Origin of the sequence: Streptomyces sp. NPDC050263 (assembly GCF_040655955.1) — a bacterium.
GTDB lineage: Bacteria > Actinomycetota > Actinomycetes > Streptomycetales > Streptomycetaceae > Streptomyces.
The window spans coordinates 64,716-79,484 of sequence record NZ_JBFAKW010000031.1; the positions used below are offsets into that span (position 1 = coordinate 64,716).

Genomic DNA, 14,769 nt, shown 5'->3' on the forward strand with positions numbered 1-14,769 from the left:
ATCCGACCAGGCACCGACGGGGGCACAGGCGATGACAAGCGCGAAACGGAGGCGAAAGGACCGGCGCTCCGGCGTCGGCCGCTCCCCCGGCACGACCACGCGGGCGCCCGCCCGTGAACCGTCGGTGCCCCGTCCTCTCACCACGAGAGGCCTCGCCAGCGACGAGGCCTGTGCCCGGCTGAGCCGCCTGCGCAACGACGACACGGACAACTTCATACGCCGCAGACGAGCGCACACGGACGACCTGATACGTGTACTGCGCAACCTGACCGTCCTGGCCGTGTTCGCCTCGACCACCCTGAGCCTCGTCGCCTACGCCGGTGTCCGCATGGGCATCCCGGCCGAAGCCTGCGTGGTCGGCAGTTTCAGCGCGGCCGTCGTGCTGGTCAGGACCTTCGCGAAGGCGTTCGAGTCGGTGCGCCCCTCGTTGCCGGACGCACCAGAAGACCCACCGTCCACCGATGAGCGGTAGCGGGCGCCGATGCCCACCACCAGCCGGCGGCCCCGGCCACCAGAAAGAGCACGAGCACCCAGAGGACAAGCCGTCCGACGGGCCCCCCGCCCAGCAGCGAGGCCGCCGCCCCGGTCGCCGCGGCGACGAGGCCGGTCACGAGGCAGTAGCCCGCGAGCCCACCCCGCCCGTGGTCGGCGCCCCTGACTCGATCGACCGGATCAGCACGGTTCATGGCCGCCTCCAGTGGACTGTCCCTGGCCGAAGTGAGCTACCGCGGCCCGCCACGCCTGCCGTGAGAAACGGAGCACCTCCGGCTCGGGGCGTTTGGAGTCGCGTACGCGGACCTCGGACAAGAGAAAAGCGACCTCACAGCAATCCTCGTTGGATTCCGTACCGCTGTAACTGCTCTTCTGCCACGCAATCGGGCTGCTCTCGTCTGCCAACGCCGCCTCCTCCCCAGCCGCATGCCGGATGCCCGTGCTCGCGAGCGGCCGCGGGCCCGAGACGCCCACGGTCCGGGCAGCGGAAAGCGTCCGGCGGCCCGTCACGCACAAAGGTCTTACCCATGCCGGGCAATCCCTCAACGGCTCAGCCCCCGCACCTGGATCCTTTGCGCCATCCGGCATAGTCGGAACGCCTTTGCGCGCACGGAGTTCGGGCCCGCCTCACGACGGTCCGGGCCGGCCCCTGAGTCAAGCCCAGACCATCCCCCCACCACACCCTCGCCATTGATCAGCAATCCCCCAACCCCCTTCAGTAAGGCGGAAGTCAGGATTCCACCGCCCGCCTTGTTGTCACGTACTCAACAAGGGAACGTCGTCCGCGGGCCGCCGCCCGCACCACGCACCACGCACCACCCCACCCGCACTGCCCCTGCCACCCCACTCCCAGGAGCGTGTACGTTGCGTACGACGACTGCCCCCAACTCCTCTGCCATATCCGGCAGACGACGCTGGCGCCACATCGGCGCCTCGGCCCTCGGCGCCGCCGCCCTCGTGTTCGCCGGTATCGGCGCCGCGGCCCAAGCGAGCGCGGCGCCCACCGCCACCCCCACCGCCTCCTCGAAGGTGACCTGGGCGGCGACCCCCTGTGCCACGCCCAAGCACAAGGGCGATCTGGCCTGCAACTCCTTCCGCGTCACCGGCGGCCTCACCGCCTTCCAGAAGCAGGAGGCCAAGGCGGACGGCGTCACACCCAAGGCCGCCGACGCCTCCACCCCCTCCGGCTACGGCCCCTCCGACCTCCAGGACGCCTACGGCCTGACGGACGCGGCCGCGAGCAACGGCGACGGCGAGACCATCGCCATCGTCGACGCCTACGACGACCCGAACGCCGCCGCCGACCTCGCCAAGTACCGCACGTACTACGGCCTCCCCGCCTGCACGGTCGCCAACGGCTGCTTCAAGAAAGTGAGTCAGACCGGCTCGACGACCTCTCTGCCGACCGCCGACAGCGGCTGGGCGGAGGAGGAGTCCCTCGACCTCGACATGGCCAGCGCGGTCTGCCCGAACTGCAACATCCTGCTGGTCGAGGCCACTTCCTCGTCCATGGCCAACCTCGGCAAGGCCGTGAACGAGGCCGTGAGCCTGGGCGCGAAGTTCGTCTCCAACAGCTACGGCGGCTCCGAGTCGTCGTCGGACACGAGCTACGACTCGTCCTACTTCAAGCACCCGGGCGTCGCCATCACCGTCAGTGCGGGCGACGAGGGCTACGGCGCCGAGTACCCGGCCGCGTCCAAGTACGTGACGTCGGTCGGCGGCACGGCCCTGTCCACCTCCTCCACCACCCGCGGCTGGACCGAGAAGGTCTGGAACACCAGTTCCACCGAGGGCACCGGATCCGGCTGCTCCGCCTACGACGCCAAGCCGACCTGGCAGACCGACACCGGCTGCTCGAAGCGCACGATCTCCGACGTCTCGGCCGTGGCCGACCCGGCGACCGGCGTCTCGGTCTACGACTCCTACGGCGTCACCGCCGGCTGGTACACCTTCGGCGGCACCAGCGCCTCCGCGCCGATCATCGCGGCGGTCTACGCCCTCGCCGGCACCCCCGGCACCAGCGACTACCCGGCCTCGTACCCCTACGCCTCCGCCGGCACCTCCGCCCTGAACGACGTCACCAGCGGCAGCAACGGCACCTGCTCCTCCAGCGCGAGCTACCTCTGCACCGCCAAGTCGGGCTACGACGGCCCCACCGGCGTCGGCACCCCGGAGGGCACGGACGCCTTCACCCGCTGACGCTCAGCCACCCCCGCAGAAAACCCCGAACGGGCCTCGGCACCAGCCGAGGCCCGTTCGCCGTTCGCGACGCGGTCCATGACCTGAGTGAGATCTTCGTCATGAGAACATCGAAACGTACGCTCACCCGACCAGCCGTCAGAAACGGCGCAGGGCCGTGAAGTGGGCTAACGACGGAACCACACCACAGGTTCCGCACCCACCTCATTGCCCGGCGTGACCTGCCGTGATACACAGAGTGACTGTACGAGCCATTCGTACGAATCCCGCCCATCAATGACGCCAAGTCGACATACGACGGCGACTTTGTCGGCGAGAATAGGCGTGACCTCTGCACACCGGCAGGGGAACTGCGGAACTACCCACCAGGGGCGGTGACTTACATGCTGTTTGCGGCCGACAAGGGCGATATCAACACCATCATCGGCGGGATCGCTCCGGACTGGGGGCCCTTCGGCAGCCTGGGCAACGAGGCCAAGGTGATGATCGAGGTCGTGATGGCGGTCGCCATCCTCCTCTGCCTCGGCATCGCCATCTGGGGCGCGGCCAAGCAACGCATCGGCGCGACTGCCCTGCGGGACACCTTCAGTGCGGAACAGGGCAAGGGCCTCATCATCGCGGGGCTGACGGGCGTCTTCATCATCGGCTCCCTGGGGACGCTGTTCACGATCGTGTACGGCATGGCCGTGTAGCCGCGTCCCTCCGCACCACCCCCAGTCCCGTCCGGGCACGCCCGGCCCGCCACCCCCACCCACCTGTCGTGCCCACCGGCTGAGGTTGCGTTTCCCTGATGTCCCTGATGTCGAGTCACCACACCGCGCCCGCGCGGGAACCAGCACGGCTACCGTCGTACTTCTACGCGTTCCGGTACGGCAGCGAGGGGGCGTTCGCGGCATGACTCCCGGCGACGAACACGACTACGGCGAATCCGCGCGCAACGACCAGGGCCACGAGTACGGCGGAACCCGTCTCCGGCTGCCCGAGAACGACCCCTACGGCGGCGCCCGCAGAGGCGGCCGCTCGTCCTCCCGCAGCCTGGTCACGGTGGTCGGCGTCGTCGTCCTCCTCATTGCGGCGATCGCCTTCGCGAACCGCGGAGGAGACGATTCCCCTTCAACGTCGGCAAGCGGCGGCACCGCAGACAAACCGAACACCTCCAGCACGGCGGCGAGCGGCACGAAGCCGGTGGAGTCGAAGACCGGCGGCATCCCCTCGGGGTTCGCGCACACCCAGCAGGGAGCCCAGTCGGCCGCCGCCAACTACGCGGTGGCGCTGGGCTCGACCGGCATGTTCCAGAAGGACAGCCGGCACGACCTCGTCGACACCGTCTACACCACCGCCGCCGCGGCCAAGCTGCGGACGGCCATGGACCAGGCGTACTCGGCGGACTTCCTCGCGAAGATGGGCCTCGACGCCGAGGGCAAGGCCCCCGAGGGCAACACCTTCGTCTCCCGTGTGGTGCCGGTGGGCACCACGGCCCAGACCTACTCCGACAGCACCGCCAAGGTCGCCGTCTGGTACCTGGGCCTCATCGGCATGTCCGGGACGACCTCCACCGACCCGGTCACCTCGTCGTGGAAGACCTGGACCTTCGACCTCGCGTGGACCGACGGCGACTGGAAGATCGCCGACGACCAGCAGCAGGACGGCCCCGCCCCGGTCCCCGGCGACGACTCCGCCGCCACCTCGGACGAGATCAGCAAGGCCATCGAGGAGTACGGAGGGTTCACGTATGCCCGGTAAGCCGCGCCGCCTGCTCAGGCTCGCCGGAGTCGTGACAGTCGTCCAGACCTCGGCAGTGCTGCTGGCCACCCGCGCCTTCGCGGCCCCCTCCCCGTCGCCCTCACCCTCGCCGTCCGGCAGCCTGGACTGCAGTCTCATCTCCGGCGAGGCCAAGAAGTACTGCGAGAAGGGCAACGCGGACTCGGGCGCCACCACCAACCCCGGCGTCTCCGACACCCTCGACCCCCTCTCCTCGCTCGCCAAGGGATGTGCCGACGCCGCCGCGTGGACCGTCGACAAGCTCAGCGCGGCCGTCAAGGACACCGCGAACGTCGACTTCACCAACGAGCGGTTCCTCAAGCAGTACGCCGTCGTCTTCGCCGCCTCGACCGTCCTGACGCTCCTCCTGTGGCTCCTGGCCGTCGCCAAGCGCGCCGTGCGCGGCGTGCCGCTCACCACCGCCATCGGCGAAGCCGTCGGCTTCCTCTGGCTGACCGTCCTCGCCTCCGCCTTCACCCCCCTCATCCTCTACACCGTCGTCTCCGCCACGGACGGCATCACCGACGTCCTCGCGAAGACCACCGGGAACCAGACCGACACGTTCTTCGGCACCTTCTCCGAGGCCCTCGAAAAGGGCGAGAACATCGGCGGCGGCCCGATCATGCTGATCGTCGTCTCCATGGTGTCGATCCTCGCCGCCGGCGTGCTCTGGCTGGAGCTGGTCCTCAGGGCGGCCCTGCTCTACGTCGGCGCCCTGCTCGGCACCGTCGTCTACGCGGGCCTCGTCGACAAGCACCTGTGGAGCCACGTCCGCCGCTGGGCCGGCATCATGATCGCCGTCATCCTGGTCAAACCGGTCATCGTGATCGTCCTCGGCCTCGCCGGGGCGCTCTCCGCCGACGACGGCCCGAACGCCTTCTCCGCCGTCGTCTCCGGCCTCTCCATCATCCTGCTCGCGATCTTCGCCAGCGCGATGATCTACCGCTTCGTCCCCGGCTTCGGCGACGAGATCGCGGGCGGCCGCAACAACCGCATCATGCAGGGAGCCGAGGGCAAGGCCGCCGCCGTCATCAGCTCCCCGGCGACCCTCGTCGCCCAGGGCATCAAGACCCACAGCTCCCGTGCGGACAACAACGGCGGAGGCGGCCAGTCCGGCTCCTCCGGCGCCCGCCCCGCCAACCCCGCGTCCGGCGGGGTCGCCGCGCACAGCTCGCGCACCTCGAACGGGGGCGGCGGATCTGTCCCCTCCGCCGCACCCCCACCCCGCGCGAGCAGCCCGGTCAACACCCCGCACGCCGGCAACACCCGCAACAGCAGTACCAACCGCACGGGAGGTGAAGGGCGTTGACGACCGAGTCCCACGTGTCCCACGGGATCACGCCCCGCCGTACATATCTGATCGGCCGCGCCCGGCCGAACGCGATCGTCGGCCGCAACCGCGAGACCGGCGAGATCGCGCTCATCGTCGTCGGCGCGTTCCTCGGCATGATGTGCGGCCTCCTCGTGCCCGTCCTCGCCCTGCGCATCGTGCTGCTGACCGGCTTCCCGATGCTCGCGCTGGCCGCGGTCTACGTGCCCTACAAGCACCGCACCTTCTACAAGTGGTTCGAGATCAACCGCAGCTACAAGCGCACCCTCCGCCAGGGGACGACGTACCGCTCGTCCGCCGCCGAGGCCGGCACCCGGATCGACGGCCAGGAGATCGAGATCGGCCCGCCCCCGGGCATCGGCCGCATCAGCTGGCTGGCCGCCCCCTTCGGCCCCGACGAGATCGCCGTCCTCCTGCACGCCGACCGCCGCACGGTGACGGCCGCCATCGAGATCGAGGGCCCGGGCGTCGGCCTGCGCGACAGCGAGGACCAGGAAGCCCTCGTCGACCGCTTCGGCACCCTCCTCAAGCACGTGGCCAACGGCGACGGCTTCGTCACCCGCCTCCAGATGCTCGCCCGCACCCTCCCCGCCGACCCCGACGCCCACGCCAAGGACGTCGCCGTCCGCGGGGACGAGAAGTCCCCGGACTGGCTGGCCCGCTCCTACGACCAACTCCAGTCCATGGTGTCCACGAGCAGCGAGCAGCACCGCGCCTACCTCGTCGCCTGTATGCACTACACGCGCGAACTGTCCGCCGAGGCACACGCCATGGCCCGCGCCGCCCGCCCCCAGTCCGGCCGCAAACTGGACCGCGACGCCGGTCTCGCCGTCGTCATGGCCCGCGAGCTGACCGACATCTGCTCCCGCCTCCAGGAGGCGGACATCCGCGTCCGCCAGCCCCTCGGCCAGGGTCGGCTGTCCTCCCTCGTGCACTCCATGTACGACCCGGACCACCCCATCGACCACATCCAGGCGATGACCAAGCGCAACGCCTGGCCGGCCGAGCTGGACGCCATGGAGCCGACCTACCTCCAGGCCAAGACCCGCGAATCCTCCACGCGAGCCCCCTGGTGCCACGCCACGGCCTGGGTGAAGGAGTGGCCGATGACCCCGGTGGGCGTCAACTTCCTCGCCCCCCTCCTCGTCCACACCCCCGATGTCATCCGCACGGTCGCCGTCACGATGGACCTCGAACCCACCGAGGTCGCCATCGAACGCATGCTCACGGAGAAGACGAACGACGAGGCGGAGGCCAGCCGCGCCGCCAAGATGAACCGCACCGTCGACCCGCGCGACGTCGCCGCCCACGGCCGCCTCGACCAGCGCGGCGAGGACCTCGCCTCCGGCGCGGCCGGCGTGAACCTGGTCGGCTACATCACCGTCTCCTCCCGCAACCCCGAGGCCCTCGCCCGCGACAAGCGGACGATAAGGGCGTCGGCGGGCAAGTCGTACCTGAAGCTGGAGTGGTGCGACCGAGAGCACCACCGGGCGTTCGTGAACACCCTCCCGTTCGCCACCGGAATCCGAAGGTAGGGGCTGATGAGCTGATGCGGGATCCGCTGTCCGTCCTCACGGACGCCTTCACCTCCTTCCTCTTCGGCAAGGTCGAGTCGACCCGGCTGCCGGTGCGCACCTCCACGGGCCAGGCCCAGGCGGTCTACCTGCCCACAGCCGCCCCCGGCCTCGGCGACTCCGGCGTCATCATCGGCCGCGAGGTCTACTCCGGAAAGGGCTACATCTACGACCCCTTCCAGCTGTACGGCCAGCAGCTCCCGGCCCCGCACTGGCTGGTACTGGGCGAGTCCGGCAACGGCAAGTCGGCCCTGGAGAAGACCTACGTCCTGCGCCAGCTCCGCTTCCGCGACCGCCAGGTCGTCGTCCTGGACGCCCAGGGCGAGGACGGCGTCGGCGAATGGAACCTCATCGCGCAGGCGCTGGGAATAACCCCCATCCGCCTGGACCCGATGGCCGCCCTGGACATGGGGATCCGCCTCAACCCCCTGGACCCGTCGATCACCACGACGGGCCAGCTGGCGCTGCTGCGCACCATCATCGAAGTGGCGATGGGCCACGGCCTCGACGAGCGCTCCGGCTTCGCGCTCAAGGTCGCCCACGCCTACGTCAACGAGACGATCGTCGAACGCCAGCCGGTCCTGATGGACATCGTCGAACAACTGCGCCACCCCGAACCGGAGTCGGCGGAGGCGATGAACGTTGCCATAGACGACGTACGGGCCTGGGGCCTGGACGTGGCCCTGGTCCTGGACCGCCTGGTCGACGGCGACCTCCGCGGCATGTTCGACGGCCCGACGACGGTCGGCATCGACCTGGACGCCCCGCTCATCGTGTTCGATCTGTCCCACATCGACCGCAACTCGATCGCCATGCCGATCCTCATGGCGATCGTCGGGGTCTGGCTGGAACACACCTGGATCCGCCCCGACCGGAAGAAGCGCATCTTCCTGGTCGAGGAGGCCTGGCACATCATCAACAGCCCGTTCGTGGCCCAGCTGTTCCAGCGCCTGCTGAAGTTCGGCCGCCGGCTCGGCCTGTCCTTCGTCGCGGTCGTCCACCACCTCTCCGACGTCGTCGACGGCGCGGCGGCGAAGGAAGCGGCCGCCATCCTCAAAATGGCGTCCACCCGGACCATCTACGCCCAGAAAGCGGACGAGGCCCGGGCCACCGGCCGGGTGCTCGGCCTCCCCCGCTGGGCGGTGGAGATCATCCCGACCCTCACCCCCGGCATCGCGGTGTGGGACGTCAACGGCAATGTCCAGGTCGTGAAACACCTGGTCACGGAGACGGAACGCCCCCTGGTCTTCACCGACCGGGCGATGACGGAAACCTCCGCCGAACAGGCGGCCGCCGACGACGACGCCCTGCTCGCCGCCGAACTGGAACAGGAACGACGAGCCGCGGCCTTCATGGAACAACACCTGGCCGACCTGGACGGCTCGTCCGAGTCGACGGTGGCGTAGACGACGTAGGCGCAGGCGCAGGCGCAGGAGTGGGCGCAGAGGGACGGGGTTTCGATGAGACCGGGTGACGAGCAGCGCGGCCAGGGTCAGGGCCAGGGAGGCATCCCCGACGGGCTGCTCGTCGGCATACTCGCGTTCCTGCTCGGCATGACCCTGCTGGTCTGGACGGCGACCGGCCTGGCAGCCCTCTTCGCCCACGGCTCCTGGCCCGCGGGCGTCACCTTCACCCGCACCCCGCTCGCCATGCGCCACCTCGTCGGCCGGCCCCACGACATCCCCGGCGCCTGGCCGGAAGCATCAGCGGCGGACATCTCGGGCTACGGACTGTTCTGGGGCCTGTTCATCGGCGAGCTGATGGTCCTCTTCGTCCTCACGGTCTTCGCGATAGGGACAGTGGCCCGATGGCGAGCGGTACGAGCAAGACGCAAGACGCCACCGCCCCGCCACAAGGCGCCGACACATGAGGAGCCTGCGCGTAAGGCACCCCCGCATGAGGTGCCTGAGCATGAGGTGCCTGCATACGACGTACCGCCGCCCAGAGCGGAACCGGCGCCCCGGCCGGATCCGGAGCCGGTGACCAAGCCGCTGAACCCGACGCCGGCGCCGATGCCCACGCCGACGCCGACGGAGCCTCTCGGCCCCGTCGTCTACGGCCCCCCGGCCACCCGCCACCCCCCCGCCGCCCAGGCCGTCCGCGACGCCGAGGGCCCCGCCCTCGTCCTCACCTCCGACCCCGCCCTCTGGCAGGACACCAAGGACGCCAGGGCCAAGCTGGGCCCGGTCCACCTCTACGACCCCACCCACCGCTGCGACACCCCGGCCCGCCTCCACTGGTCCCCCACCGCAGGGTGCGAGGTCAAGGCGACGGCAGCGGCGAGAGCGACCGCCCTCCTGGCCCCCGTACGCCCCACCGCCCGCCTGGACCAGGCCGTCAGCGAAACGGCGGAGACCCTCCTCCGCAGCTACCTCCACGCCGCCGCGATCGACGGCCGCACGGTCCGCCACGTCCACCGCTGGTCCCAGGGAACCGGCATCCAGGAAGCGGTCCGCACCCTCCGCACCAACCCCAAGGCGGCCCCGGGCGCGGCCGGCGAACTCGAAGCCGCCCTCACCGCCCACCCCGAACGCCGGGACATCGCCCAGGAACTGACCGCCCGAGCCCTGTCCGCCCTCTCCACGGTGAACATCCGCGAGGCCTGCACACCCAATCGAGCTGATGCCCTCGCCTTGGATTCCTTCGTGGACGAGGGGGGAACGCTTTACGTGGTCGGCGAATCCCTCGAGGACCCCAGGACAAACCCAGGCGCGATGCCCCTCCTGACGGCCCTCGTCTCCAGCGTGGTCGAGCGCGGCCGGAGCATGGCCGAACGGTCACCCGCCGGTCGCCTCGACCCACCACTTACCCTCGTCCTGGACGACGTGGCGGCCGTGGCACCGATCCCCCGCCTCCCGGAGCTGCTGTCCACCGGCACGGACCGCGGGCTGCCCACCCTGGCCCTGCTCCGCTCCCGCGAACAGGCCCGCTCCCGCTGGCCGAACGCCGAACTACCGGTATGACGGCCTACCCGGGCTCGCCCACCAACTCGAACTCCAGCTCACGCGAGACCGCGTCCGCGTCCGAGCCCGAGCCCGGACCCCCCGCAAGCTCCACGACCACCCCGCTCGGCACGAACCCCGCCCTGCGGTAGAAGGCCTGCGCCCGCCCGTTGTCCTCGTGCACCAGCAGCCGCACCCGCTCCACACCGCGCGCCCACGCCCACTCCAACGCGGCGTCGAACAACACCTCGGTCAGCCCGATCCCGCGGTACTCGGGCCGCACGAACACCCCGACCACATGCCCCTGAAGCCGCCCGACCGGCAACCCGGCCCAGTCCGTCGTCCCGGCCTCCTCGACCAGCACGGTCATCGTCCCGACCCACTGCCCGTCGGGCCCCTCGGCGATGATCTGCTGCGCCCCGTCCACCCCCTCGGCACCACCGGCCGTCCGCTCCTTCCAGAAGGCGTCCGGCTTGGCCTCGGCCTCCGCATAGGTCTCCATGAACGCGAGATGCGCGACCGGATCACGCAACGCCAGAAGCCGCAACTCCCGCGCAGCAGACCACTCATCGGCACGAACGGACCGGATCAGGTAGTTCATGCAGGTCACCGTAGTACCCGAGTACGACACCCCTCACCCCATATAGGGCCGCCGTCCGACGCCCGCCACCCCCACCGCCGCGCAGCATCGAAGCATGATCACGGCGCACGAACTGACCAAACGCTACGGCGGCAGAACCGCCGTCACCGATCTCTCCTTCACCGTCCGCCCGGCCACCGTCACCGGCTTCCTCGGCCCCAACGGCGCAGGCAAGTCCACCACCATGCGCATGCTCCTCGGCCTGGACACCCCCACCGGCGGCCGGGCCACCGTCAACGGCCGCGCGTACGCCGCCCACCCGGCCCCGCTGACCGAGGTCGGCGCCCTCCTGGAGGCCCGCTCGGTCCACCCGGGCCGCACGGCGTACCACCATCTGCGGGCCCTCGCCCTCACCCACGGCATCGGGCGCTCCCGCGTCGACCACGTCCTGGAACTGGCCGGCCTCACCGAGGTCGCCCACCGCCGCGTCAAGGGCTTCTCCCTGGGCATGGGCCAACGGCTGGGCATCGCGGCCGCCCTGCTCGGCGACCCCGCCACCCTGATCCTCGACGAGCCCGTGAACGGACTCGACCCCGAGGGCGTCCTGTGGATCCGCACCCTCCTCAAGTCCCTCGCCGCGGAGGGCCGTACGGTCCTCATCTCCTCCCACCTGATGAGCGAGACGGCCCTGACGGCCGAGCACCTGGTCATCATCGGCCGCGGCCGCCTCCTCGCCGAGACGACCGTCGCCGACTTCGTACGGACCTCCGGCGCCGACTCGGTCCGGGTGGTCTCCCCGGAAGCCACCGCCCTCGCCCGCCTCCTGACCGCCCCCGACGTCGCCGTCACCACCTCGACCACGGGCGTCCTCGACGTACAGGGCACGGACGCCGAGCACATCGGCCGCACCGCAGCCGCGCACGGCATCCCCCTCTTCGAACTGACCCCGAACAAGGCCTCCCTGGAGGAGGCCTTCATGAACCTCACCCACGACTCGACCGAGTTCACCGCCCGCGAGCCGCAAGGAGCCTCCGCATGACGACACCTGTCTCCACCGCCGCTCTCGCCGTCACCCTGGCCCGCGTCCTGCGCTCGGAATGGCACAAGCTGTGGACGGTCCGCTCCACCTGGCTCAGCCTGGCCCTCACCGTCCTCCTCACCGTCGGCATCGGCCTCGCCATCGGCGCGACCTACGAGTCCGGCGGCGGTGACGACGATCTGGACACCGTCCTTCTCGTCCTGCTCGGCATGCAGTTCACCCAGCTCGTCATCGGCACACTGGGCATCCTGAGCACGGCCGGCGAACACGCCACCGGCCAGATCCGCTCCACGATGACGGCCGTACCCCGCCGTCTCCCCGTCCTGTGGTCCAAGGCCGCGGTCCTCGCCGGGGTGACCTTCGTCATCGTCCTGGCCACGAACTTCATCACCTTCCTCCTCGCGCAGACCTTCCTCACCGACACCGACCAGGCGGCCTCCCTCGGCGATCCCGGCATCGCCCGCGCCCTCGCCGCCAACGCCGCCGGCCTCGCCCTCCTCGGCGTCATCGCCCTCGGCATCGGCTCACTGGTCCGCTCGGTCCCGACCGCCATCGGCATCCTGATCGGCGTGGTGCTGATCCTCCCGGAGGTCCTCACCACGCTCCCCTACGACATCGTGGACGACGCAGTCCGCCACTTCCCCGCCAAGGCCCTCGAAGCCCTCACCCACGCCGAGCCGACCCCCGGCACCGCCTCCCCCGCCGCCGCCCTCCTCGCCCTGACCCTGTGGACGGCGGCCACCCTCGCACTCAGCGCCCTGCTGCTGAAGCGACGGGACGTATGACCGACCATGGACCCCGTGCCGCGCGACCAGGAGCAGACCGCCGAACGCCTCACCCAGTACATCCAACGCATCGTCAGACGCATTCGTGCCCTCGACCACCGCCACCCCCTCCTCTGGGATGTGCACGTCACCGGCTTCTGGACGGTCGCCGCCCTGATCGACTACGGCGGCGGCTGGCTCAACGTCACCCGCAACCCCGGCACCGCGAACTGGCTCGTGCTCACCATGAGCCTCGGTCTCCCCCTCCCCCTCCTCTGGCGCCGCACCCACCCCAGGGCCGTCCTCCTCGCGATGACCCCCTTCGCCCTCGTCAACGCCTGGACGGGCGCCGCCCTCCAGGCCTCCCTCCTCCAACTGGCGGTCGTCTTCCACATCGCCCTACGACGCCCCCTGAACTCCCTGTGGTGGACGGCTCTCCCCGTCGCGGACGCCGTCCTGCTCACCGTCCGCCACCCCCGGGGCAGCCCGGACCAGGACATCGTCCCGATGCTGATGTCCGTCCTGCTGGCCGCCGTCATCGGCATCACGGTCCGCACCCGCCGCAACTACACCGAGGCCCTGGAGGACCGCGCCCGCCGCCTGGAGATCGAACGCGACCAGCAGTCCCGCCTCGCCGCAGCCGCCGAACGCGCCCGCATCGCCCGCGAGATGCACGACATCATCGGCCACAACCTCTCCGTCATCACAGGCCTCGCGGACGGCGGCCGCTACGCCGCCGCCAAATCCCCGGAACGCGCCACGCAAGCCCTGGACGCCATAGCGACCACCAGCCGCCAGGCCCTCTCCGAACTCCGCCGCCTGCTGGACGTCCTACGCGAGGACGACGCCCCAGAAGCCACCCCGGAAGCCGCCCGCACCCCACAACCCACCCTCACCACCGACCTCACCCCCCTCCTCGAAGGCGTCCAGGCCGCCGGCCTCCTCGTCCGCACCACCATCCACGGCACCCCGATTCTTCTCCCCCCGGGCCGCCAACTCACCGTCTACCGCGTCATCCAGGAGTCCCTCACCAACACCCTCAAACACGCCGGCCCCCACGCAACCTCGGACATCACCATCTCCTACGACGACGTCGGCGCCGTCACCGTCACGGTCACCGACACCGGCCACGGCAGCCCCGCCCCGCTGAACGGCGGCCGCGGCCTGCCCGGAATGCGCGAACGAACCGCCCTCTACGGCGGCACACTTGAGGCCGGCCCACGCCCGCACCCCGAGCAGGGCTGGCGGGTCCACCTGCACCTACCGGAGGAAGCCCCGCAGTGACCACCGTCCTCATAGCCGACGACCAGCCCCTCCAGCGCTTCGGCTTCCGCATGCTGCTGGAGAGCCAGGACGACATGACAGTCCTGGCGGAGGCCACCAACGGCGCCGAGGCGGTCCGCCTGACAGCACGACTCCACCCCGACGTCGTCCTGATGGACATCCGCATGCCCGGCCTCGACGGCATCGAGGCCACCCGCCGCATCACAGCCGCCGGCGACCGCACCCGCGTCCTGATCCTCACCACGTTCGACCTCGACGAGTACGCCTACGCCGGCCTGCGCGCCGGAGCCTCCGGCTTCCTGGTCAAGGACGCCCAGCCCGAGGAACTCCTCTCCGGCATCCGTGCCGTCGCCACGGGAGACGCGGTGGTGGCCCCCAGCCTGACCCGCCGCCTCCTGGACGCCTACGTCCATCACCTCCCCGCCGACAACGCCCACCCCACCGTCCACCCGGACCCGGACCCACGCCTGGAGTCCCTCACCGACCGGGAACGCGAAATCCTCACGGTCATCGGCAAAGGCTGGACTAACACGGAAATCGCCTCGCGCCTGCACGTGGCGGAATCGACGGTGAAAACCCACGTCGGCCGAATCCTCGCAAAAACCGGCTCCCGGGACCGCATACAGGCGGTGATCCTCGCATACGAAACGGGACTGGTAGAGCCGTAAACGCAGAAAACCCCCGCACCTGATGGTGCGGGGGTCTCCCATAATATTTGTTCGGCGGTGTCCTACTCTCCCACAGGGTCCCCCCTGCAGTACCATCGGCGCTGTAAGGCTTAGCTTCCGGGTTCGGAATGTAACC

The 14,769-nt window shown here is 70.4% G+C and carries 14 protein-coding genes and 1 rRNA gene; 12 read left to right on the plus strand and 3 right to left on the minus strand.

Annotated features, from left to right (window positions below):
- The first annotated feature begins 31 nt into the window (after nt 1-31).
- The gene (locus AB0J04_RS16950; RefSeq protein WP_363169217.1) at nt 32-472 is read left to right on the plus strand and encodes a hypothetical protein; all 441 of its coding nucleotides are present in this window, start codon (nt 32-34) and stop codon (nt 470-472) included.
- Between the two features lie 200 nt (nt 473-672).
- On the opposite strand, the gene AB0J04_RS16955 is transcribed toward AB0J04_RS16950, so the two are convergent.
- Nucleotides 673-1,080, minus strand: coding sequence for a DUF397 domain-containing protein (locus AB0J04_RS16955; protein WP_363169218.1), 408 nt, complete (start codon nt 1,078-1,080; stop codon nt 673-675).
- A 276-nt stretch (nt 1,081-1,356) separates the two neighbouring features.
- On the opposite strand from AB0J04_RS16955, the gene AB0J04_RS16960 reads away from it, so the two are divergent.
- The 7 genes from AB0J04_RS16960 to AB0J04_RS16990 all read left to right on the plus strand — a co-directional run bounded on the left by AB0J04_RS16960 (nt 1,357) and on the right by AB0J04_RS16990 (nt 10,319).
- A complete protein-coding gene (locus tag AB0J04_RS16960) occupies nt 1,357-2,691 on the plus strand; it encodes a S53 family peptidase (RefSeq protein ID WP_363169219.1) in 1,335 nt (444 codons plus the stop codon).
- 383 nt (nt 2,692-3,074) lie between these two features.
- Nucleotides 3,075-3,383 (plus strand): hypothetical protein, encoded by a 309-nt coding sequence (locus AB0J04_RS16965; protein WP_003991275.1) that lies wholly within the window; start codon nt 3,075-3,077, stop codon nt 3,381-3,383.
- Between the two features lie 202 nt (nt 3,384-3,585).
- Entirely contained in the window at nt 3,586-4,434 is an 849-nt protein-coding gene (locus tag AB0J04_RS16970) for a hypothetical protein (RefSeq protein WP_363169220.1), read from the plus strand.
- A complete protein-coding gene (locus AB0J04_RS16975) occupies nt 4,424-5,761 on the plus strand; it encodes a hypothetical protein (protein ID WP_363169221.1) in 1,338 nt (445 codons plus the stop codon). Before AB0J04_RS16970 ends, AB0J04_RS16975 begins: the two co-directional genes overlap by 11 nt.
- Nucleotides 5,758-7,317 carry an SCO6880 family protein gene (locus tag AB0J04_RS16980; protein WP_363169222.1) on the plus strand — a complete coding sequence of 520 codons (1,560 nt, stop codon included), beginning with the start codon at nt 5,758-5,760 and terminating at the stop codon, nt 7,315-7,317. The genes AB0J04_RS16975 and AB0J04_RS16980 overlap by 4 nt, the downstream gene beginning before the upstream one ends.
- Before the next feature lie 14 nt (nt 7,318-7,331).
- The gene (locus AB0J04_RS16985) at nt 7,332-8,762 is read left to right on the plus strand and encodes an ATP-binding protein (RefSeq protein WP_363169223.1); all 1,431 of its coding nucleotides are present in this window, start codon (nt 7,332-7,334) and stop codon (nt 8,760-8,762) included.
- 54 nt (nt 8,763-8,816) lie between these two features.
- A complete protein-coding gene (locus AB0J04_RS16990) occupies nt 8,817-10,319 on the plus strand; it encodes a type IV secretory system conjugative DNA transfer family protein (protein ID WP_363169224.1) in 1,503 nt (500 codons plus the stop codon).
- A 4-nt stretch (nt 10,320-10,323) separates the two neighbouring features.
- Here the strand turns inward: AB0J04_RS16990 and AB0J04_RS16995 are convergent, their stop codons facing one another.
- Nucleotides 10,324-10,899, minus strand: coding sequence for a GNAT family N-acetyltransferase (locus AB0J04_RS16995; RefSeq protein ID WP_363169225.1), 576 nt, complete (start codon nt 10,897-10,899; stop codon nt 10,324-10,326).
- A 94-nt stretch (nt 10,900-10,993) separates the two neighbouring features.
- On the opposite strand from AB0J04_RS16995, the gene AB0J04_RS17000 reads away from it, so the two are divergent.
- Genes AB0J04_RS17000 through AB0J04_RS17015 form a run of 4 tightly spaced genes read left to right on the plus strand, consistent with a single transcriptional unit; the run spans nt 10,994 to nt 14,633 of the window.
- Nucleotides 10,994-11,917, plus strand: a complete 924-nt coding sequence (locus AB0J04_RS17000; RefSeq protein WP_363169226.1) for an ABC transporter ATP-binding protein — start codon at nt 10,994-10,996, stop codon at nt 11,915-11,917.
- Complete coding sequence (locus AB0J04_RS17005) at nt 11,914-12,702, plus strand: ABC transporter permease (RefSeq protein ID WP_363169227.1); 789 nt, start codon at nt 11,914-11,916, stop codon at nt 12,700-12,702. Before AB0J04_RS17000 ends, AB0J04_RS17005 begins: the two co-directional genes overlap by 4 nt.
- 6 nt (nt 12,703-12,708) lie before the next feature.
- A complete protein-coding gene (locus AB0J04_RS17010) occupies nt 12,709-13,965 on the plus strand; it encodes a histidine kinase (protein ID WP_363169228.1) in 1,257 nt (418 codons plus the stop codon).
- A complete protein-coding gene (locus AB0J04_RS17015) occupies nt 13,962-14,633 on the plus strand; it encodes a response regulator transcription factor (protein WP_363169229.1) in 672 nt (223 codons plus the stop codon). Before AB0J04_RS17010 ends, AB0J04_RS17015 begins: the two co-directional genes overlap by 4 nt.
- Before the next feature lie 49 nt (nt 14,634-14,682).
- Here AB0J04_RS17015 and rrf read toward each other — a convergent pair.
- Nucleotides 14,683-14,769: ribosomal RNA gene (gene rrf / locus AB0J04_RS17020) — 5S ribosomal RNA — on the minus strand; the annotation flags it as partial.

Excerpts from the sequence above, each read along its gene's own strand:
- AB0J04_RS17000 (WP_363169226.1), top strand. The coding sequence starts at position 10,994 with ATGATCACGGCGCACGAACTGACCAAACGCTACGGCGGCAGAACCGCC.
- AB0J04_RS16965 (WP_003991275.1), top strand. The coding sequence starts at position 3,075 with ATGCTGTTTGCGGCCGACAAGGGCGATATCAACACCATCATCGGCGGG.
- AB0J04_RS16995 (WP_363169225.1), bottom strand. The coding sequence starts at position 10,899 with ATGAACTACCTGATCCGGTCCGTTCGTGCCGATGAGTGGTCTGCTGCG.
- AB0J04_RS16975 (WP_363169221.1), top strand. The coding sequence starts at position 4,424 with ATGCCCGGTAAGCCGCGCCGCCTGCTCAGGCTCGCCGGAGTCGTGACA.
- AB0J04_RS16985 (WP_363169223.1), top strand. The coding sequence starts at position 7,332 with ATGCGGGATCCGCTGTCCGTCCTCACGGACGCCTTCACCTCCTTCCTC.
- AB0J04_RS16955 (WP_363169218.1), bottom strand. The coding sequence starts at position 1,080 with ATGCCGGATGGCGCAAAGGATCCAGGTGCGGGGGCTGAGCCGTTGAGG.
- AB0J04_RS17005 (WP_363169227.1), top strand. The coding sequence starts at position 11,914 with ATGACGACACCTGTCTCCACCGCCGCTCTCGCCGTCACCCTGGCCCGC.
- AB0J04_RS17010 (WP_363169228.1), top strand. The coding sequence starts at position 12,709 with ATGGACCCCGTGCCGCGCGACCAGGAGCAGACCGCCGAACGCCTCACC.
- AB0J04_RS16970 (WP_363169220.1), top strand. The coding sequence starts at position 3,586 with ATGACTCCCGGCGACGAACACGACTACGGCGAATCCGCGCGCAACGAC.
- AB0J04_RS16950 (WP_363169217.1), top strand. The coding sequence starts at position 32 with ATGACAAGCGCGAAACGGAGGCGAAAGGACCGGCGCTCCGGCGTCGGC.
- AB0J04_RS16990 (WP_363169224.1), top strand. The coding sequence starts at position 8,817 with ATGAGACCGGGTGACGAGCAGCGCGGCCAGGGTCAGGGCCAGGGAGGC.